This is a genomic window from Niallia sp., assembly GCF_031978665.1.
In the GTDB taxonomy this organism is placed as follows: domain Bacteria; phylum Bacillota; class Bacilli; order Bacillales; family Cytobacillaceae; genus Niallia.
Map to the genome: position 1 here is coordinate 12,737 of NZ_DALZDK010000039.1, position 17,612 is coordinate 30,348.

A 17,612-nucleotide genomic window follows, 5' to 3' on the forward strand; every position below is an offset into this window, starting at 1 on the left:
AGGCTTAGGTTGCTCCCCGACGCATCGAGTGTTAGTAGCGCAATGAAACGAATGGCTTTCCTCACTTGACAATAATTTAAACCATAAATAACCAAATATGCGAAAGTAGCCGTTATTTAAATAGCTATATTGAAGCTTGTTCGTCTTTAACCATTATATATTTTGTTGTCTCAGACTCTTTCTTTTATTCGAATAATTTCACATACTTTCCGTAACCTTTTTCTTCCAATTCCTCTTTTGGAATAAACTTCATCGCTGCGGAATTCATACAGTAACGTAAACCTGTCGGATGTGGTCCATCATTAAACACATGACCTAAATGAGAATCAGCTTCTTTACTTCTTACTTCTGTACGAATCATCCCATGACTAGTATCCTTTTTTTCCATTAATTCCTCTTCCTCAATAGGCTTTGTAAAACTTGGCCACCCACAGCCAGCATCATATTTATCAGAAGAACTAAACAACGGTTTTCCAGAAATAATGTCTACATATATACCTTCTGAAAATTCATCCCAATATTCATTTCGAAACGGTGGCTCCGTCCCATTATTTTGAGTGACTTCATATTGTATTGGTGATAGCTTTTCTTTTAATTTCTCTTTTTCCATTATTTATCTCTCCAATTCGCTTGAATAAATGCGGCACGTCCTGAACCGATATGATAACGTGTATAATGATCAGAATTCTTTTTGTAATAATCTTGATGATAATCTTCCGCAGGATAAAATTTAGAAGCTGGAAGTATTTTTGTAGCAATCGGCTTATTAAACCTCCCACTCGCTTCCAATTGTTGCTTTGATTTTTCAGCTAATTGCTTTTGTTCCTCATTATGATAGAATATGGCCGTTTGATAGGATTGGCCACGATCATAGAATTGGCCACCAGCATCGGTAGGATCAATTTGTTGCCAATAGACACTAAGTAGTTTTTCATAAGAATACACGCTCGAATCAAATGTAATTTGGACCGCCTCATAATGTCCAGTAGTCTCTGAACAAACTTCCTTATAAGTAGGGTTCTCTTTATGCCCACCTGTATATCCAGAAACAACCTTTATTATGCCAGGTTCTTGGTCAAATGGCTTTACCATGCACCAAAAACAGCCCCCTGCAAATGTTGCTAATTCTGTATTCTTTTCCACTTAAACAGCCCCTTTAAAAAACGTTCTCCTCTTTATTTTCCCATAACTCATTGTTTTCACACTACTAGCTTAATATTTAATGTGGAAATAAGCAAAAATAAAGATTCCAATTGGAATCTTTATCCTTTGCTTAAAATTAATCGAAGGGAACAATCAAAACTAATTATGCGATGTAAAATCATTTTGTTCTGTATTGTTTCGTCATACTCTTCCATTTCTTCTTTTCATCAGCCTGTGCTTTTTTATCTTGCCGTCTTTCTAGAAAAGCTAATTCCCTTAACAATTTTTTATAACTGAGAAGTCTTTCTTCCTCTATATCCCCATTTTCAATCGCATATTTTACAGCACAGCCAATCTCTTTTTCATGTTGACAATCCCTAAATTTACATCTTGCTGCAAGCTCTTCTATTTCTGAAAAGCTGTTAGAAATACCTGCTTCACTATTCCATAATTGAAGCTCCCTCATCCCAGGTGTATCAATTAAAATCGCATTATTAGGCAATAATACCATTTCCCGATTTGTTGTAGTATGCCTTCCTTTTGCATCTGAATCTCTAATTTCTTGCACTTCTTGTTTTTCGTATCCACAAAGATAATTCGTTAAAGTTGACTTCCCAACCCCAGATGAACCTAATAAGGCGACTGTCTTTCCAGGGATAAGATATGTTTTCAATTCATCTAAACCGCTATTGTTTATGACACTTATTGTAATGACTGGTATCCCATAAGCGATTGATTCTACAAGCATTAGTTTTTCGTTTAAGTCAACTGCCAAATCTGCCTTCGTTAAAACAATTACAGGACTTGCCCCGCTTTCCCATGTTAAAGTTAAATACCTCTCTAATCTTCTTATATTTAAATCTTCATTAAGCGAATTGACTAAAAAGATCGTATCTACATTTGCTGCCACTATTTGTTCTTCCGTATTACTGCCAGCTACTTTTCTAGAAAATTTACTTTTTCGTGGCAAGATATTTGTAATCGTCCCTTTTCCTTCTTTTACTCTCGGAGAAACAATGACCCAATCTCCTACAGCAGGATATTCCTCTCTAGATTGTGCATCATAAGCTAATTTTCCAGAAACTTCACATAATAACTCTCCAGAAACCGTCCACACACGGTACATTCTTTTATGTTCTAAAGAAATTCTACCAATTATTTGATTTGCCTTTCCTACCTTTTCAAATGCCTCTTTCACTTTATCGTTATAACCGATTTGAGTTAATTCCACTTATAGACCTCCAAATGTTTGCATAATAAAAACCATGGTGCATACAGCCCATGGTTTTCTTACAAACACTAAAAAAATCTACATCGAATAGCGTATCATCCATATAAAAAAATAGATGAATCAAATTACGTACTATCGTTGCAACCGTTTGGGCTGTATGCTAGATAAAATACTTGCGTTTAAAAATGTATTTTTGCTCATAATACATCAGCCCCTCTCATTTAATATCTTTATTATATAAATTTTCTAACAAATTGTAAAGTCCATTTTCTCCTTTTTCATTAGGCACTTCCCCTAATCTTTGGCATATTCTATTTTCAAGAAGGCTTTTTTCGTAAAATGTTGCTCATAAATGACAATATTCATTAGAAAACAGCTAAAAAATTTGCAATTGGAGTGAGTTTCATGCCACAGGATCATCATCACTCGATACAAGAAGCCGGTATGTATAATGTATTAAGTGATTATTATAAATATACGAATCCCGAACTACATGTTTATTATTATCATAAGCATCTTCAAAGCTTGAAACATGTTTTTAGCGATGATAGGCAATCTGCTGTAATCCCTGATATCCAACGACAAAAAGAGTATGGAAAAATAAGAATATTGCATGCTGCCATTAACACAGCAACTGTCGATATCTTCATTAACAGTATGCGTATGTTTAAAGAAGTATCATATAAAACAATGAGTAATGAATTAACATTACCAGCTGGAACATATCAAATAGACATTTATGAAACAGGAAAAATGATTGATTCGTTATGCAGTCAGAAAATACATGTAGAAAGCAATGTTTACCATACATTTGCATTTAGTGGAATGGAAAATAGGCTAAAAGTGCAGTCTTTTCCCGAATATCCAGTAGTACCACCCCATGAAACAAAATTGCGATTTGTTCAGCTTGCAGACAACTTACCAACAATCGATGTTGCTGTTCAAAAAGGAGATGTGGTTTTTCCATCCATCAACTATAATGTAGCTACTTCGTATTTAGGTTTGTACCCAATGTCTGTCTATTTAGAAGCAAGAATTTCTGAAACGAAGAAAGTAATCCAAGCATTTCCTCCCCTGCGATTAGAAGCTGATAAAACATATACTGCCTTTATTGTAAAAGCTGCCGAAGACGAAAATTGTGAATTGTTACTTTTTTCCTGTTAACAACAAAAAGGCTATTTCCTAATCTCATACAAATCATTTTGTATTTACATGAGAACTAAGGGAAATAGCCTTTTACTTTTTATTATTCTGTTGGTAGCAATAAGTTAAATTGAATAATATTTTGTTCTAAATCAAAAGTTTTCATTTTTACTAACATTCCATTTTTCAAGTTCATCTCCGTTAAATGAACGTATATTTCTTCATCATTTGGCTGAATATCAACCCAATCTGGGAAATTATATTGATTTGCAATAAAATTCATAATATAAGATACTGGCAATGGAAGCTGACCAATACTAATTTCTTTTTGTTTCAATAATAAATCACCATTTTCCAATGCTACCGGTTCGAATGTTAATTTCATTTGAATATCTGTATTAAAAATTGGCAATGTTCCATATAACTCAACTTGATCTGCAATATTAATTTCATAATGAATCGGACCATTAAGCCCTTCTTTTTCTAAATAGTGATTAATTAACTTTGTTAAATCCTCACGATTTGTCGTAACAGCAAATGGGACTTCTTCACCCTGTTGCTTTTTAATGATTGTCGATTTCTCGACTGGTTGAAATATCATAATAGTCAAAATAATAATACTTAGTACAAGTACACCTATTAATGATAAAAATGCTACTTTCCACTTGTTCTTAAACAACCTTTTCTCCTCAATTCTCTGTTTGCAAATTCTCAAGAATATCTGCTAATGGTGCTGTTAACATCTTGTTGTAAATTGCCTCTGCAATAAGCTGATATCCCTGGTCATTAGGATGAAAATAATCTTCATACAATAATTCCGATGTCGGATTTTCAAAAATATTTTCGATGGGAACAAAATAAGTATGATCAAATCCTGCTAATACTTTTTCACTCGTACTATTCCAGTCTGCAACAATTTGATTCATTTCTTTAATGTCAGAAAACATTTTAATAAAAGGATTGTAAACTCCTACCAATATGATAACAGCATTAGGATTGTTTTCTCGTATAATAGACATTACATCGGTTAGATTTTTTTCATATTCATCTAATGGATCAATAAAGGAATCAACTTGCAAATTAGTGAAATTATTTCTTACCACCTTCATAATGTCATTTCCACCAATGGTAATAATAACCCCATCTGCTTTTTTTATAGATTCACTAACTTCCTCTGTTTTAATTCTTTTTAATAACTGATCTGACCTGTTGCCTCTTACTCCATAATTAATAAAATCTGCTTTATTCACTCCTTTGGTTGTTTCAAGCAAATCTTGCAGATACGGAACATACCCTCCTTTTCCAGTGCTGTCACCAACACCTTGTGTAAGGGAATCTCCAACAGAAACGATCGACAATTCCTGTGGTAAAAAACTTACTGGAATATCTTTTTTTTCGGTTACAATGACATCTTTTTCTTTATTATAGAGCGTCTGATTAGAGCAGGAAACAAGCATTAAAAGAGAAAATAATAAAACAAGAAAGGTAAATGGTTTTTTCATCATTTCACCTACCTTCATTTTTTATAGTATAGCATATTGGTGAACTTTCGAAATTATTTAATACATTTATTTTTTTACCAATAGTCTCCCTATATGCATTTTATTCACTACAAAAAAAAGTGAAACTCTCCTCCAATTTATATTGCACTTTTCTTCTGGATTTCTCACTATTCTTTTATCGGATGCTCCTTTTTAGCTTACAAGGCTTCATTCTTATGCGAAAGCGGGATATAAATTTTAAATAATGTTCCTCTTCCCTTTTCACTTTGGACTTCAATTCGCCCTCGCATCTGCTCGACCATTTGATAACAGACCATTAATCCCATTCCAGTACCTTTTTCTTTCAAGGAGTAAAATGCGGTACCTAACCGATTTACCTCTTCTTCTGTCATCCCAATACCAGTATCTTCGATTTCAAAAACACCGTATTCGATACTTGGATATAGGTTAATGGTTACCGTACCACCATTTTTCATCGCTTCAATTGCATTTTTTAAAATATTGATTAATACTTGCTTCAATTCATTATTATTGGCTTCTATGTATACTTGTTGAATATTCTTCTTAAAGTGGATTCCTTTGCCCATCATCGCATATGAATGCATTAAATCAATGACTTTATTCGCTAAATCTGCACCATCAATCGTTTGTGATTGTTCCACATCTGGCTTCGCAAGCGATAAATAATCATTAATAATCGTTTCTGCCCGATTCATTTCTTCAATCATTAACTTTATATAGGTTCTTTCTTCGTCACTCATATGTTCTTTCGCATAAAATATTTGCAAAAAGCCTTTAACAACCGTCATTGGATTTCTAATTTCATGGGCAACAGATGCCGCTAGCTGACCTACTGCATTCATTTTCTCTGCTTTCTGCAGTTCTCGATTCATTTTCATAAATTCTACGATATTATCCATTTGTGTAAGTGCTTCTTCTATCGTAGTTAATTGAAAATCCTTCGATATCGTACCAAGTTCTTTCGCTGTATTTGTTAACCGATAAAAAAGAGAGGAAAGATTATCAACAACTTCGTTAAAGTTTTTCATTAATCCCTGTAATTCTTCGTTATCATTCACTTCCATCTTAACATCAAAATTCCCGACGCTTAACTCATTTAAACCTACCATCATTTGATTAATAGGACGAAGGACTTTATTTAACCAATTTCTTATAAAAAGAAAGATCAATATATAGCTTAGAAGAATAAACAATACTGTTTGAATGGCTAAGTTTTTAAAAAAAAGGAAGGGATCACTGATTTTCATATCCATACCAATAATTCCGAGAAATTGCCCGTTCTCATCATTAATAGGGGTAAAGGAACTGAGATAATACTCTTCCTCCTGTTTGTATATGCTACTATGCTGCATTTCATGCAATGTAAGTGCTTTATTGTAAATTGGCATAATCTGATCTGCTAATGTATCAACATAATTAATTTCCTTTTTTTGCTTCTGTGGAGAAATAACTGCTATAGGAGATTGCTCACCATCTTCTCCTAGCATTGATATATATAATATTTCCTGCATTTCTGAAATATTGTTGTTAAAATCCTCTGCATATATAACATTATGTAAAAGTTGTTCAGAAGAAACATTCTTCCATTCTCTCATTTGAAAAGAAACTCTGTCACTTAATAAAGCTAAGATTTCTTCTCCTTCTTTTTCAAAATGTATTTTCAAATCTTTATAATGCTGATAATAAATAAATGTAATAAAAAGTATTAAAAGGAAAAAGGTCAGAAAAAAAGATATTACTTGGTTTTTATTCACAAATGGAATATTGAATAATTTTTTTATCATACTGGCCACCTATTTCATTTATTCCTTAGTCTGTAACAGCTTAAATTATTGCTACATTCTATTGTGTTCTTCATGACTTCACACTAACAATTAAATTCATTCAATTAGTTATAAGCGTTCGTAAATATAATTATTATGTTGATTCGACATATTCACTTAAATTCCCTTTAAATACACCATTTTTTTTAATGAATTGACCATTTTTTATTATTCCTCATTTAATTTAAACAAAATTACCTTTAATGACACTGCTCGTGTGACTAATGTCTTCATGTAAGTGCATCCTTTTTACCCCAAACGAAACCCCCCCTCTTTATAAGATGGGGGGGGTAAATGATATGAGTTTTAAAATTCTTTTTAATGGAAAAATAAAATCTTCCCAAGAAATTAGCAATCTATTCAACGTAATAGCTGAATCCAATTGCTCCTTGGCCAGTATGTGTGGAAATAACAGGCGTAGTATAGTCAATATCTACTTTATTGAACCCTGTTGCCTTTTCAATTGCTTCTTTTAATTTAAAGGCAACATCAAGACTGCCAGCATGTGTTATACCAACACTTTTAATTTTTTTGCCGATACTGTCTTCTACAAAAGCATTAACTAAAAACTTTACTGCTTGTGAACGACTTCTTACTTTTGCTTTTGGTGTATATACACCATCTTCAAGGGTCGCTATTGGTTTAATATTTAATAAAGAGCCAAGAAATGCTTTCCCTTTCCCAATTCTTCCACCCTTCATTAAATTTTCCAATGTATCCACAACAACGTAGAGTTTCGTATGTTTTTTTACATGATTTAATCTTTGCAATATTTCCGCTATATTATGTCCTGCTCGCACCATTTCCGCAGCTTCCAATACTTGAAAAGATAAACCCTTCGATATAAATTCGGAGTCTACTACAAAGACCCTTGCTTTTGTTAATTGGCTAGCACTTTTAGCTGATTCTACCGTACCACTCATGCCGCCTGTCATATGAATAGAGATAACATCATATCCTTCATCAGCTAACTCATCATATTTTTCAACGAAAGTCCCAACAGAAGGCTGAGAGGTTTTAGGCAACTCTTCTGATTCCAGCATTTTATCGATAAATTCAGCAGGTGTAATATCCACTCTATCCAAATATGATTTATGATTTATATATATAGATAATGGTATTACTTCAATTTCAAAATTATCTAATATTTCCTGTGAGAGATCGACGGTTGAATCTGTTACAATTTTGATTTTTTTCATTTCACACTTCCCTATTTGACATTCATTTTTCATTAAAGCGCTTTCTTAATTATATATCTATTTTTAGATTATTCCTATGCTCTTCTATATTATTTTTTGAGCATATATTATCAACTATACCACAAAATATGCTTTTCGTAACCTGTGATTTCTATCACATTATCATTCAGACACTACAAAAAAAGCCTTACATGTATTCTATCTTGAACATGCAAGGCGATAATCGATTACTTTATATGCTATACGAGCAAATGGAATAAATTAGAATCTCTATTGACTTCAGTATATGGAAAACCTTTTTTATCCATCCGTTCAATTAATCCTTTATAATCATCCCTATTTTTCAGCTCTAACCCGACTAATGCTGGACCATTTTCTTTATTATTCTTTTTAGCATATTCAAAACGTACAATATCATCATCAGGACCTAACACATCATCTAAAAATTCTCTTAATGCCCCTGCTCTTTGAGGAAAATTGACGATGAAGTGATATAACAATCCTTCATATAGTAACGAACGCTCTTTAATATCCTGCATTCGGTCAATATCGTTGTTTCCACCACTTATAACGACAACTAGGTTTTTCCCTTTTATCTTTTCCTTATATAAATCCAGCGCTGCAACAGGTAGAGCTCCGGCAGGTTCTGCAACAATAGCATGCTCATTATATAAAGATAGAATTGATGTACAAACTTTTCCTTCAGGTACTAAAACAATATCATCAACATAATCTCTACAGATTTCAAAATTCTTTTGTCCAACACTTTTGACTGCTGCACCATCAACAAATTTATCAATCTTATTTAATGTTACTACCTTATTTCTAATTAATGCTTCCTTCATAGAAGGCGCACCAGCTGGCTCCACACCAATCATTTTAGTAGATGGAGAAACGCTTTTCATGTATGTACTTAATCCTGCCATTAAACCGCCGCCACCAATGCTTGCAAAAACATAATCAATTGGAACATCAATATCATTCATCATTTCAATAGCCATTGTTCCTTGGCCAGCAATGACATTTTCATCATTGAATGGATGAATAAATGCTCTTTCTTCTGCTTCAGCACAAGCAACTGCTTCTACATAGGAATCATCAAATGTATCACCAGTTAAAATAATCTCCACCTTATCTTTCCCAAACATTTTAACCTGTGTTACCTTTTGTTTTGGAGTTGTCGCTGGCATAAAAATCTTTCCATGAACATTTAGATAACGACATGAGTATGCCACCCCTTGTGCATGGTTACCTGCGCTCGCACAAACTACCCCATTTTTCATTTTTTCTTTTTCTAGCATCTTCATCGAATAAAAGGCTCCTCTTAATTTAAAGGAACGCACATGCTGTAAATCTTCCCTTTTTAAATAAACATTGCAATCATATTTTTCAGATAATCGATAATTTTTTTGTAAGGGAGTATGGGCTACTATGTCTTTAATTCCCTGGTATGCAATAATAATATCCTCCAACTGCACCCATTTTTTCATTACATTTTGTTCCATTTCCACACCCTCATTTCTAACCATTTTAATTCGTACATTATACCATGAATTTTTAGCTTTCTCCTAACAAAATTTTAAATTTTCTTTTTTTTTAAACATTTTGATTGCGTAAAATTTTTTCCAGTAGAATCATCTCTGTATTAGTTTGTTTTTATTGTAGGAATACATTACAATGAAGAATAAGGAGTGACTATATTCATGAATTTTTCGATAAAAGATTTCTCGATAAAAGAAGAGATTGCAAACAGTATTACTCACGGCATTGGATTTCTATTAAGTATTCCAGCATTGGTTATGCTAATATTAAATGCTGCTGAAACTGCTAATCCATGGAGAATTGTAAGTTTTTCCATTTTCGGTGCAACAATGATTATCCTCTATTTATGCTCCACCTTATTGCATAGTATTACCCATGAAAAAATGAAGGATTTTTTCGAGATTTTAGATCATTCTTCCATCTATCTTTTAATCGCTGGCACATACACCCCATTTGTTTTAGTTGCCATTCGAGGTGGATTGGGCTGGACGCTTTTTGGAATCGTATGGGGATTAGCAATTACTGGGATTGTCTTTAAATGTTACTATGTTAAAAAGTATATTGTTACCTCAACAATTCTATATGTTATTATGGGCTGGCTAATCGTGATGGCGATTATACCCCTTTATCATGCAATTGGTACAACTGGATTTATGCTTCTTATCGGTGGGGGCCTGCTTTATACTGTCGGTAGTATATTTTATGTCATGCAAAAGATTCCATACTTTCACGCCATTTGGCATATCTTTGTTTTAGCTGGTAGCGCCTTAATGTATTTTTGCGTCTACCTTTATGTGTAATCGATAAAAAGGTTCATCTTATTCATATAAGGGACTGGGATAAAACTAAATAGCCCATCTGTAAAGACGAATAATCTCTAATTTAGATCTTAAATAAAGGTTCTTTTCATACAATGGTTATTTATGTTTTTAAATATAGTCTAAGTGTAAAAACTAATTATTTTTCTAAGAAAATATTAATTAGTAAGAAAAATGGAGCAGCTTGAATACACGTAGACTCCTATGGGATTAGCGAGACAGCTAAAGATCCTGCAGGCCGAAGCGGGCTCAGCGCGAGCCCCATGGAAAGGCTACTAACAACCGAAACAGCTTTTTTATAAGCTAATTAAAAAGCCAAACGATTATACGAAATTTTCGTATAATCGTTTGGCTTTAACTGGGGTTGGAATACTTATGTCCCAGCCTTATATTTACGCTCTTTCATAAACATAAAAAGAATGAGGATAAATGTTTTTCTCGTCAACTATCCCTTCTTGTTCGTCTACTAGCTTCCATTCATCCCAATTTAATTCTGGAAAAAACGTATCTCCTTCAAACTCATGATCAATTCGTGTAATGTATAACCGGTCTGTTTCGCTAAGTGTCGCCACAAAAAGCTCAGCACCACCAATTATAAATATCTCCTCATCATGATGTATATTACTCCATTTATAAAATTCATCGAGTGAATAAAAAAGTGTACAACCTTCACAAATATATTCTGAATTTCTCGTAATAACGACATTTTCACGATTCGGCAAATTTCTTCCGATGGAGTCCCTTGTTTTTCTACCCATTACAATCGGATGTCCAGTCGTGATTTTTTTGAAATACTTTAAGTCCTCTGGTAAATGCCATGGCAATTGATTGTTAATACCAATTACTCCGTTCCTATCCATTGCAACAATCAATGAAATCATACACTTACCACTCCTTTAATATGAGGATATGCTTCATAATTAACGATTTCAAAATCCTCAAATTGGAAGGAGAAAATATCTTTCACTTCTTTATTGATCTTCAACTGTGGTAAGGGCTTAGGCTCTCTTGTAAGCTGAAGCTTTACCTGATCGATATGGTTCGTGTATATATGAACATCTCCAAAGGAATGAACAAAATCTCCTACCTCTAAATCGCAAACTTGAGCAATCATATGTGTTAGTAACGCATATGAAGCAATATTAAAAGGCACTCCAAGAAATACATCTGCCGAACGTTGATACAGCTGACAAGATAATTTACCATCTGCAACATAAAATTGAAAAAGACAATGACATGGCGGCAAGGCCATTTTCTCAATATCGCCAACATTCCATGCACTCACAATCAATCTTCTTGAATCTGGATTCGTCTTGATGGAATGTATTAATTCAGATATTTGGTCAATCGTATTGCCTTCTCTCGTCGTCCAAGAGCGCCATTGATGTCCATAAACTGGACCTAAATTACCTTGCTCGTCTGCCCACTCATTCCAAATTCGAACATTATGATCTTGTAAGTATTTCACATTCGTGTCTCCATTTAAAAACCAAAGCAACTCATAAATAATGGAGCGCAAATGCAATTTTTTTGTAGTAATTAAAGGAAAACCTTCTGAAAGATCAAATCTCATTTGATATCCAAATGTACTAATCGTTCCAGTTCCTGTTCGATCTTCTTTAGTTACACCACTTGTTAAAATATGCTCACAAAGCTCTAAATATTGTCTCATTTTTATAAACACCCTTTTTATTTTATTGCGATTCAGATATATAGCTATTTAATAGAAGCTATATAACGATAGGTTTTTGGCGCTAATTGTAATAGTTTTTCCTTTTCCTTTCCTCCAATATAGAACATTGCAAATGTTTCTGCAAAATATTCTTCTGCATATTGAAGAAAGTATTGTCTATTAGGAAATAACTTCCCTTTTTCCTCATTCCATACTAATCTATATGCTTCTGTTTTACTCGCATTGTTTAATACTTTATAGTCAATGGAATGAGCTAATTCGTGATATTCTAAATTAACAGAGCTATGCCCTTGTCCCTTTTGGCTGGCTCCTATTTTTACTAGAACCACTTTTCCACCGCCTATTCCAGGTACATCATCCCATGTCTTTTGAGAAGTATACCCTCTGGGAATAATTCCTGCAAATTTTTGTGCGGTTTTATTATCTGTTAATTTATCAGTAAATAATTTTACTTTTATTCCACTTGATTGTATCTTTTTTAATAGAGATGAAGGCAAATGATTTAATCTTTCAATCATAGCGGCTGCTTCTATTTGATCATAAGATTCTTCTGGCAATATCATAATATTACCTAAGTTTTCTTTTGCATCATCGGATAAATGTGCTTTAATAATTGTTAATTCGGATAAGCTTTTTAAGTATATTTCATTATTTGGAAGCTGTGAGTTTCCCATCAGAATACTTGTTGCAGCTATCATACATACTGGTGCTAATCGTTTGAGCCACCTCATCCTTCTTCCTCCCCAACAAACCTCTTGCGTTAAATATTCTATTATTCTATAAGTTCGTCGAAACAATACTAGGCTATTAAAAATTATAGCATAGAAATGTATACGCAAAAAACAAGATAATATTGGGTTAAAACTCCACAAAAAAATCCAAAAGAAGGAGTACATAGTAAGAAATTCTTCTATTCTTCTATGGTCATTCTTATTGGATAGTATTTATTAATGAGAAAAACATGGAAGTAATAGCTTTCAATTTTTCAACTATGTCAACTTAATTAAACATCCAACCCATAATTACGGCAGAGAGCAGAAAGGCCACCAGAAAAACCACTTCCAACCGCATTAAATTTCCACTCGCCATTATGTTTATAAAGCTCACAAACGATAACAGCTGTTTCAACAGAAAAATCTTCACCTAAGTCAAATCGAAGTATCTCTATATTATTCTCTTCATTTACAACACGGACAAATGCATTAGAAACTTGTCCAAAATTTTGTCTTCTTGTTTCTGCATCATGAATAGTAACAGCAATGCCAATTTTATTTACGTGAAGAGGAATTTTGGTAAAATCAATAATGATTTGTTCATCATCACCAGCACCCTCACCTGTGCGATTGTCACCAGTATGCTCCACTCCTCCACTTGGATGGACTAGGTTATTATAGAAAATAAAATCCTCATCGTTTATTACCTTGCCGTTTTCATTTGCCATAAAAGCTGATGCATCTAAATCAAAACCAGTACCGCCATCGTATTGGTTAATATCCCAGCCTAACCCAATAATAGCTCTTGTTAAACCAGGATTTGTTTTGGTTAAATCAATTCGTTGTCCTTTAGAAAGATTAATACTCAATTTCTATTCCTCCTTATTTGAATAATAGATTGATTGTAACCCAGCTTACCTTAATTAAGAAAACGATTTAACTAACTCTCCTAGGGTTCCTGCATTCGTGCCTGTGCCAATAGCAGCAAATTTCCAATCTTGTCCGTGTCTGTATAATTCACCAACTATTAAGCTAGTTTTCCCTGCGTAATCATCTGTCAAATTGTAGTGAATAAGTGATTGATTCGTTAGTGGATTTACAATTCGAATGAAAGCATTCTGTATCATACCAAAATGTTGCTTTCTTTTCACTGCGTCATATATATTTACAACAAAAATTAACTTATGAATATGCGTAGGTACTTTATTTAATTCAACATGAACTTGTTCATCATCCCCATCGCCATCACCAGTTAGGTTATCACCTGAATGCTTAACACTACCATCACGGCTTTGTAAATTCCCAAAATAGATAACGTCACTATTTGCTTGAACTTTGCCTTGTTCATTTACCATAATGACCGAAGCATCACAATCAACACTTGCTCCCTGGCCGCCACCAAAAAGGGAACCTAATAAGCCGCCGCCTTTGCTTTGCTGAACTGGATCCCAGCCAAGACCTATCAAAATTTTACTTAATCCTGGATTTCCCTTAGTTAAATCAACTCTTTGTCCTTTTTGTAAATTAATCGCCATTATTCTTCACTCCTATGTATGTTAGTCTGACTCTTGACTCTTTCTCAAAGTCTTTTGTTCTCTTCACTGAAATAGCTGAAATACTTCTATACTCTCTTCTTTTCTCCAAATGAATTTGCCAGTTGATTGCATCATCCGACCCCACAAGATTCCGTAGGAAAAATGGAATCTCTGTAGAGTCTCTAGTCAATTAAACAATGCTACAATCAAATTAGTTTGTTAAAAAATCTGTTAAAAAAGAAACAAGCTTTACAAGATAATTGGTAAATAAGGCTAAATTACCCTTGCAGCTTCATTTGTTTGAAATTATTTTGCAATTCTTCCAGTTTCTTTGTACCTTCTTCTCTTAAACGTTTATTTTCTTCTTCGATTGTTTTTGTTTCCTGCATTCCTTTTAAGATAATATTCCAGGATTCTTCAATTGTTTCAATTTTAATACTAGGACTGCCTGCAAGTCTTGCAATATCTACACTTTGTTGGGAGATATTTTGTGCGTTTTTAACGAGCATTTCATTCGTTCTTCTATCCAATTCGCTCATGCTATCTGCAACTAATTTTTGTCGCTTTGCTGCTACAGCCTGAATGAGGCCATTTTTAAAAATCGGAATTGTTGTTACAAATGCTGAATTAATCTTTCCAATTAATTTTGTATTTCCTCTTTGCAATAAACGAATTTGCGGTGCTGTTTGCAGCGCAACCATTTTTGCCATTTCCAAATCGTAAACACGCTGATCTAGCAGCTCTACTGCATTTCTAAGTGAATCAAGCTGCATTCCAGCTAATTGATCTCCAGCAATTGCTTTAGCCTCAATTTGAGGAAGTACTTGCGTTTTCAGTTCTTCTGACTTCATATTACCTGCAACAGCGTATTTTTCTAATGTTAAATAATATTGATAATTTTGTTCATACATTTCATCTAGCATGGTTGTGGAATCGACCATTTCATTTTGATATTTCGAAATTTCCACATAGACTTTATCAATCTCTTGACCCATAGACTGATATTTTCCAAAAAGCTTTTCCATAATCTTTTCACTTTTTTTAAACAACTTTCCAAAAAATCCCTTTGATGTATCCTCAAAATCCTTCTTATCGAATTTATCCATAATTCTGCCAAGCTGTTTTAATAATTCTCCAGAATCTTCAACTTTTGTTGTTTTCATATTATTAAGGATTTTATCGGAGAATTTAGAAATTTGAGTTGCTGGTTCTTTCCCGAATTCAAGTATTTGGATTTGATCCTTTTCGTCGATTGACTGTGCTAATTTCTGTACTTCAGGCTCATTTCTAAGTGCTAATTTGATTTCAGATACTTTTTCTTCTGTTAATAATTCTGCAACTTGATTATTTGCATTATTTATATTTGATGATTGCATATTCATCTTTTATTCTCCTTTTCTATTCTTTAAAAACCCGCCAAATATTCCCCTTTTTAGTATCGATGGCTCCTTATATTCCATATCAAAAACAACATCCTCTAGCCAATGAACATCAAATAACGTATTTTTTGTAAAGGTCTCCATGTCTACATGACCAGCAGGATTATAGATAATAATATCAACCCCGAGTGCGTTCATTAATAGTAGCATGGCTGCATCTTCTCTAGTGAAAACCCCATTTTGCTCTGTTTTAAATAGTACGATACTTGGAACCTCTTGAGAGTAATCGAATTTTTGAAGCATTTTCAAGAAATCATCTGGTATTAGCAAGCATTGTGAAAATAGAAAAATTGCAACATCTTCATCTGATTCAGTAGAATGCTTCTTAAGGGATGGACTTGCACAAACCCTTGAAATAGCAGCAGCTATTCCTTTTTGTAAGCCTGCTGGTAGCTGCTTATAATTCCAATAATGTGCTACCATCATCTTTTCCGGATCAAGCAAGCCATCTGTTCCAAGTGCACCACGATAATGATATCGATAATCACTAATAATAGCTCTTGTAAATGGAAAGCTTCTAATTAATAAAGTTTCCTCTTTATTAACGACACCGTGTATTCGATCCCAATACTCTTTACGATTCTTACTTACACCAAATATTTTAGCAAAAATAGAAGGGATATGCACTTCTCCGTTTCTAACAGCAAAATTTGGACGAATCATTGCAAGTTCTTTTTCAAGTAGAAAAATTTCATCATACGTCGTTTTTAATGTTATAGAAACCGGAAGATAATCTCTGAATTGCCAAGGCTTATAAAGGTTCGATCCTTCATAGTGAAGAATGCTCTCAATTTCTCTTGACGCCCGGTATGCTATGGTTGCAGTTCTTTTTCGTTCCTCTTTAGGAAAGGTTTCAGGCTCTTTAATTTGTGGATACTGATGCTGAAAAAACAATTCCTTATCCAGCTTTAGCTTTTCCAGAATATCTACCCCTTTTGGATGAACCATAACGATATCACATCCAAAGGTAAGTAGATAATACATAAAATAGGCCTGGCTTTTATTGGCATCTCCATACCAAAGAAACTTAGGCATATTTTCATTTAACTGACTTTCTTCCAGAGCAGGTTGTAAATGGTTGATCGACCATTTTACAATATCAACTACTAATCTTCTTAAATCATTATTTTTCAAGCCGTTATCTTCGATTTCTGCAAAATGCTGGATAACTTTTATGAAGCTTTCTCTTAGTTTTCGATGAATGGCAGGAATGGATGATTTTAGCAAAACATTCTCTCCATCTAGAAAAGCAACAAAACGATTAATGGACAAATTCTGTTCCTGCATTCGATTAAACACTTTTTGAATAGATTGAAAATGCTGATTATCAATCGTTCGATTAAGTGTTTCATCCGTTAGTAAGTGTAAACCAATATTGTCTTTATGTATCCAATTAAATAGCTGATTATAATATTCGTCTTCGTCTAATGATATGCCAAGTAATTTAACTACAGCCTGACCGAATGTAAAATTACGATTATTTGTATCATGCAATGGTCGTTCTTTAATAGGCTTTGATAGGATATCAAACCAATTTTCCGTAGACAAAGGAAGTATTATATTATTGATCGTATAAAAATCTTTATTCATTTTCTCCACTTCCTAATTTTAAACCAATGATAAATATCTATCTTTATCATAGCATAGCTTTACGTTAACACTAAATATTCTACTTATTAATTCTTTACGTAATTTTTATAAAAAAGTTTCATTTTATTAAATGTTTTTTTCCGTAAAGTTTAATTCTATTAAGAAAGGGATGGATAGTATTTCAAGAAGACTTTTACTCCTTTTTCACGAGCTGGTGATT

The 17,612-nt window shown here is 33.4% G+C and carries 17 protein-coding genes; 2 read left to right on the forward strand and 15 right to left on the reverse strand.

Features of this window, described 5'->3' with window-relative positions:
* Positions 1-184 precede the first annotated feature (184 nt).
* The 3 genes from msrB to rsgA form a co-directional block, all read right to left on the reverse strand.
* A complete protein-coding gene (gene msrB / locus RTL21_RS19020) occupies positions 185-610 on the reverse strand; it encodes a peptide-methionine (R)-S-oxide reductase MsrB (RefSeq protein WP_312098161.1) in 426 nt (141 codons plus the stop codon).
* Positions 610-1,143: a peptide-methionine (S)-S-oxide reductase MsrA gene (msrA, locus tag RTL21_RS19025; RefSeq protein WP_312098163.1), complete on the reverse strand. Its 534-nt coding sequence runs from the start codon at positions 1,141-1,143 to the stop codon at positions 610-612. Before msrA ends, msrB begins: the two co-directional genes overlap by 1 nt.
* Positions 1,144-1,321: 178 nt before the next feature.
* The gene (gene rsgA / locus RTL21_RS19030; protein ID WP_312098164.1) at positions 1,322-2,374 is read right to left on the reverse strand and encodes a ribosome small subunit-dependent GTPase A; all 1,053 of its coding nucleotides are present in this window, start codon (positions 2,372-2,374) and stop codon (positions 1,322-1,324) included.
* Positions 2,375-2,779: 405 nt separating this feature from the next.
* On the opposite strand from rsgA, the gene RTL21_RS19035 reads away from it, so the two are divergent.
* Positions 2,780-3,538, forward strand: a complete 759-nt coding sequence (locus RTL21_RS19035; protein WP_312098166.1) for a DUF4397 domain-containing protein — start codon at positions 2,780-2,782, stop codon at positions 3,536-3,538.
* 82 nt (positions 3,539-3,620) lie between these two features.
* Here RTL21_RS19035 and RTL21_RS19040 read toward each other — a convergent pair whose 3' ends face one another.
* The 5 genes from RTL21_RS19040 to ilvA form a co-directional block, all read right to left on the reverse strand.
* Complete coding sequence (locus RTL21_RS19040; protein WP_312098167.1) at positions 3,621-4,196, reverse strand: YpmS family protein; 576 nt, start codon at positions 4,194-4,196, stop codon at positions 3,621-3,623.
* A gap of 10 nt (positions 4,197-4,206) precedes the next feature.
* Positions 4,207-5,022 carry an SGNH/GDSL hydrolase family protein gene (locus RTL21_RS19045; protein WP_312098169.1) on the reverse strand — a complete coding sequence of 272 codons (816 nt, stop codon included), beginning with the start codon at positions 5,020-5,022 and terminating at the stop codon, positions 4,207-4,209.
* A gap of 194 nt (positions 5,023-5,216) precedes the next feature.
* Entirely contained in the window at positions 5,217-6,824 is a 1,608-nt protein-coding gene (locus RTL21_RS19050; protein WP_312098171.1) for an ATP-binding protein, read from the reverse strand.
* Positions 6,825-7,219: 395 nt separating this feature from the next.
* Complete coding sequence (locus tag RTL21_RS19055) at positions 7,220-8,062, reverse strand: DegV family protein (protein ID WP_312098173.1); 843 nt, start codon at positions 8,060-8,062, stop codon at positions 7,220-7,222.
* A 239-nt stretch (positions 8,063-8,301) separates the two neighbouring features.
* Positions 8,302-9,567, reverse strand: coding sequence for a threonine ammonia-lyase IlvA (ilvA, locus tag RTL21_RS19060; RefSeq protein WP_312098220.1), 1,266 nt, complete (start codon positions 9,565-9,567; stop codon positions 8,302-8,304).
* A 198-nt stretch (positions 9,568-9,765) separates the two neighbouring features.
* Here ilvA and trhA point away from each other — a divergent pair, with 198 nt between their 5' ends.
* Positions 9,766-10,404 (forward strand): PAQR family membrane homeostasis protein TrhA, encoded by a 639-nt coding sequence (gene trhA / locus RTL21_RS19065; RefSeq protein WP_312098175.1) that lies wholly within the window; start codon positions 9,766-9,768, stop codon positions 10,402-10,404.
* 410 nt (positions 10,405-10,814) lie between these two features.
* Here the strand turns inward: trhA and RTL21_RS19070 are convergent, their stop codons facing one another.
* From RTL21_RS19070 to RTL21_RS19100, 7 genes are all read right to left on the reverse strand, one after another.
* A complete protein-coding gene (locus tag RTL21_RS19070) occupies positions 10,815-11,303 on the reverse strand; it encodes a dihydrofolate reductase (protein ID WP_312098177.1) in 489 nt (162 codons plus the stop codon).
* Positions 11,300-12,094: a thymidylate synthase gene (locus RTL21_RS19075; RefSeq protein WP_312098179.1), complete on the reverse strand. Its 795-nt coding sequence runs from the start codon at positions 12,092-12,094 to the stop codon at positions 11,300-11,302. The genes RTL21_RS19070 and RTL21_RS19075 overlap by 4 nt, the downstream gene beginning before the upstream one ends.
* A 44-nt stretch (positions 12,095-12,138) precedes the next feature.
* Positions 12,139-12,846 carry an anthrax toxin lethal factor-related metalloendopeptidase gene (locus RTL21_RS19080; RefSeq protein WP_312098181.1) on the reverse strand — a complete coding sequence of 236 codons (708 nt, stop codon included), beginning with the start codon at positions 12,844-12,846 and terminating at the stop codon, positions 12,139-12,141.
* 272 nt (positions 12,847-13,118) lie between these two features.
* Positions 13,119-13,697, reverse strand: a complete 579-nt coding sequence (locus tag RTL21_RS19085) for a TerD family protein (protein WP_312098183.1) — start codon at positions 13,695-13,697, stop codon at positions 13,119-13,121.
* A gap of 54 nt (positions 13,698-13,751) precedes the next feature.
* Positions 13,752-14,363: a TerD family protein gene (locus RTL21_RS19090; protein ID WP_312098185.1), complete on the reverse strand. Its 612-nt coding sequence runs from the start codon at positions 14,361-14,363 to the stop codon at positions 13,752-13,754.
* Between the two features lie 278 nt (positions 14,364-14,641).
* Entirely contained in the window at positions 14,642-15,745 is a 1,104-nt protein-coding gene (locus RTL21_RS19095) for a toxic anion resistance protein (RefSeq protein WP_312098187.1), read from the reverse strand.
* Between the two features lie 3 nt (positions 15,746-15,748).
* Positions 15,749-17,392, reverse strand: coding sequence for a YceG family protein (locus RTL21_RS19100; RefSeq protein ID WP_312098189.1), 1,644 nt, complete (start codon positions 17,390-17,392; stop codon positions 15,749-15,751).
* Positions 17,393-17,612 lie beyond the last annotated feature (220 nt).

What these genes read in the sequence shown, in the direction of transcription:
- ilvA (WP_312098220.1), bottom strand. Translation starts at nt 9,567, where the DNA reads ATGGAACAAAATGTAATGAAAAAATGGGTGCAGTTGGAGGATATTATT.
- RTL21_RS19070 (WP_312098177.1), bottom strand. Translation starts at nt 11,303, where the DNA reads ATGATTTCATTGATTGTTGCAATGGATAGGAACGGAGTAATTGGTATT.
- RTL21_RS19035 (WP_312098166.1), top strand. Translation starts at nt 2,780, where the DNA reads ATGCCACAGGATCATCATCACTCGATACAAGAAGCCGGTATGTATAAT.
- RTL21_RS19080 (WP_312098181.1), bottom strand. Translation starts at nt 12,846, where the DNA reads ATGAGGTGGCTCAAACGATTAGCACCAGTATGTATGATAGCTGCAACA.
- trhA (WP_312098175.1), top strand. Translation starts at nt 9,766, where the DNA reads ATGAATTTTTCGATAAAAGATTTCTCGATAAAAGAAGAGATTGCAAAC.
- RTL21_RS19055 (WP_312098173.1), bottom strand. Translation starts at nt 8,062, where the DNA reads ATGAAAAAAATCAAAATTGTAACAGATTCAACCGTCGATCTCTCACAG.
- RTL21_RS19095 (WP_312098187.1), bottom strand. Translation starts at nt 15,745, where the DNA reads ATGAATATGCAATCATCAAATATAAATAATGCAAATAATCAAGTTGCA.
- msrB (WP_312098161.1), bottom strand. Translation starts at nt 610, where the DNA reads ATGGAAAAAGAGAAATTAAAAGAAAAGCTATCACCAATACAATATGAA.
- RTL21_RS19050 (WP_312098171.1), bottom strand. Translation starts at nt 6,824, where the DNA reads ATGATAAAAAAATTATTCAATATTCCATTTGTGAATAAAAACCAAGTA.
- RTL21_RS19090 (WP_312098185.1), bottom strand. Translation starts at nt 14,363, where the DNA reads ATGGCGATTAATTTACAAAAAGGACAAAGAGTTGATTTAACTAAGGGA.
- RTL21_RS19075 (WP_312098179.1), bottom strand. Translation starts at nt 12,094, where the DNA reads ATGAGACAATATTTAGAGCTTTGTGAGCATATTTTAACAAGTGGTGTA.
- RTL21_RS19045 (WP_312098169.1), bottom strand. Translation starts at nt 5,022, where the DNA reads ATGATGAAAAAACCATTTACCTTTCTTGTTTTATTATTTTCTCTTTTA.
- RTL21_RS19100 (WP_312098189.1), bottom strand. Translation starts at nt 17,392, where the DNA reads ATGAATAAAGATTTTTATACGATCAATAATATAATACTTCCTTTGTCT.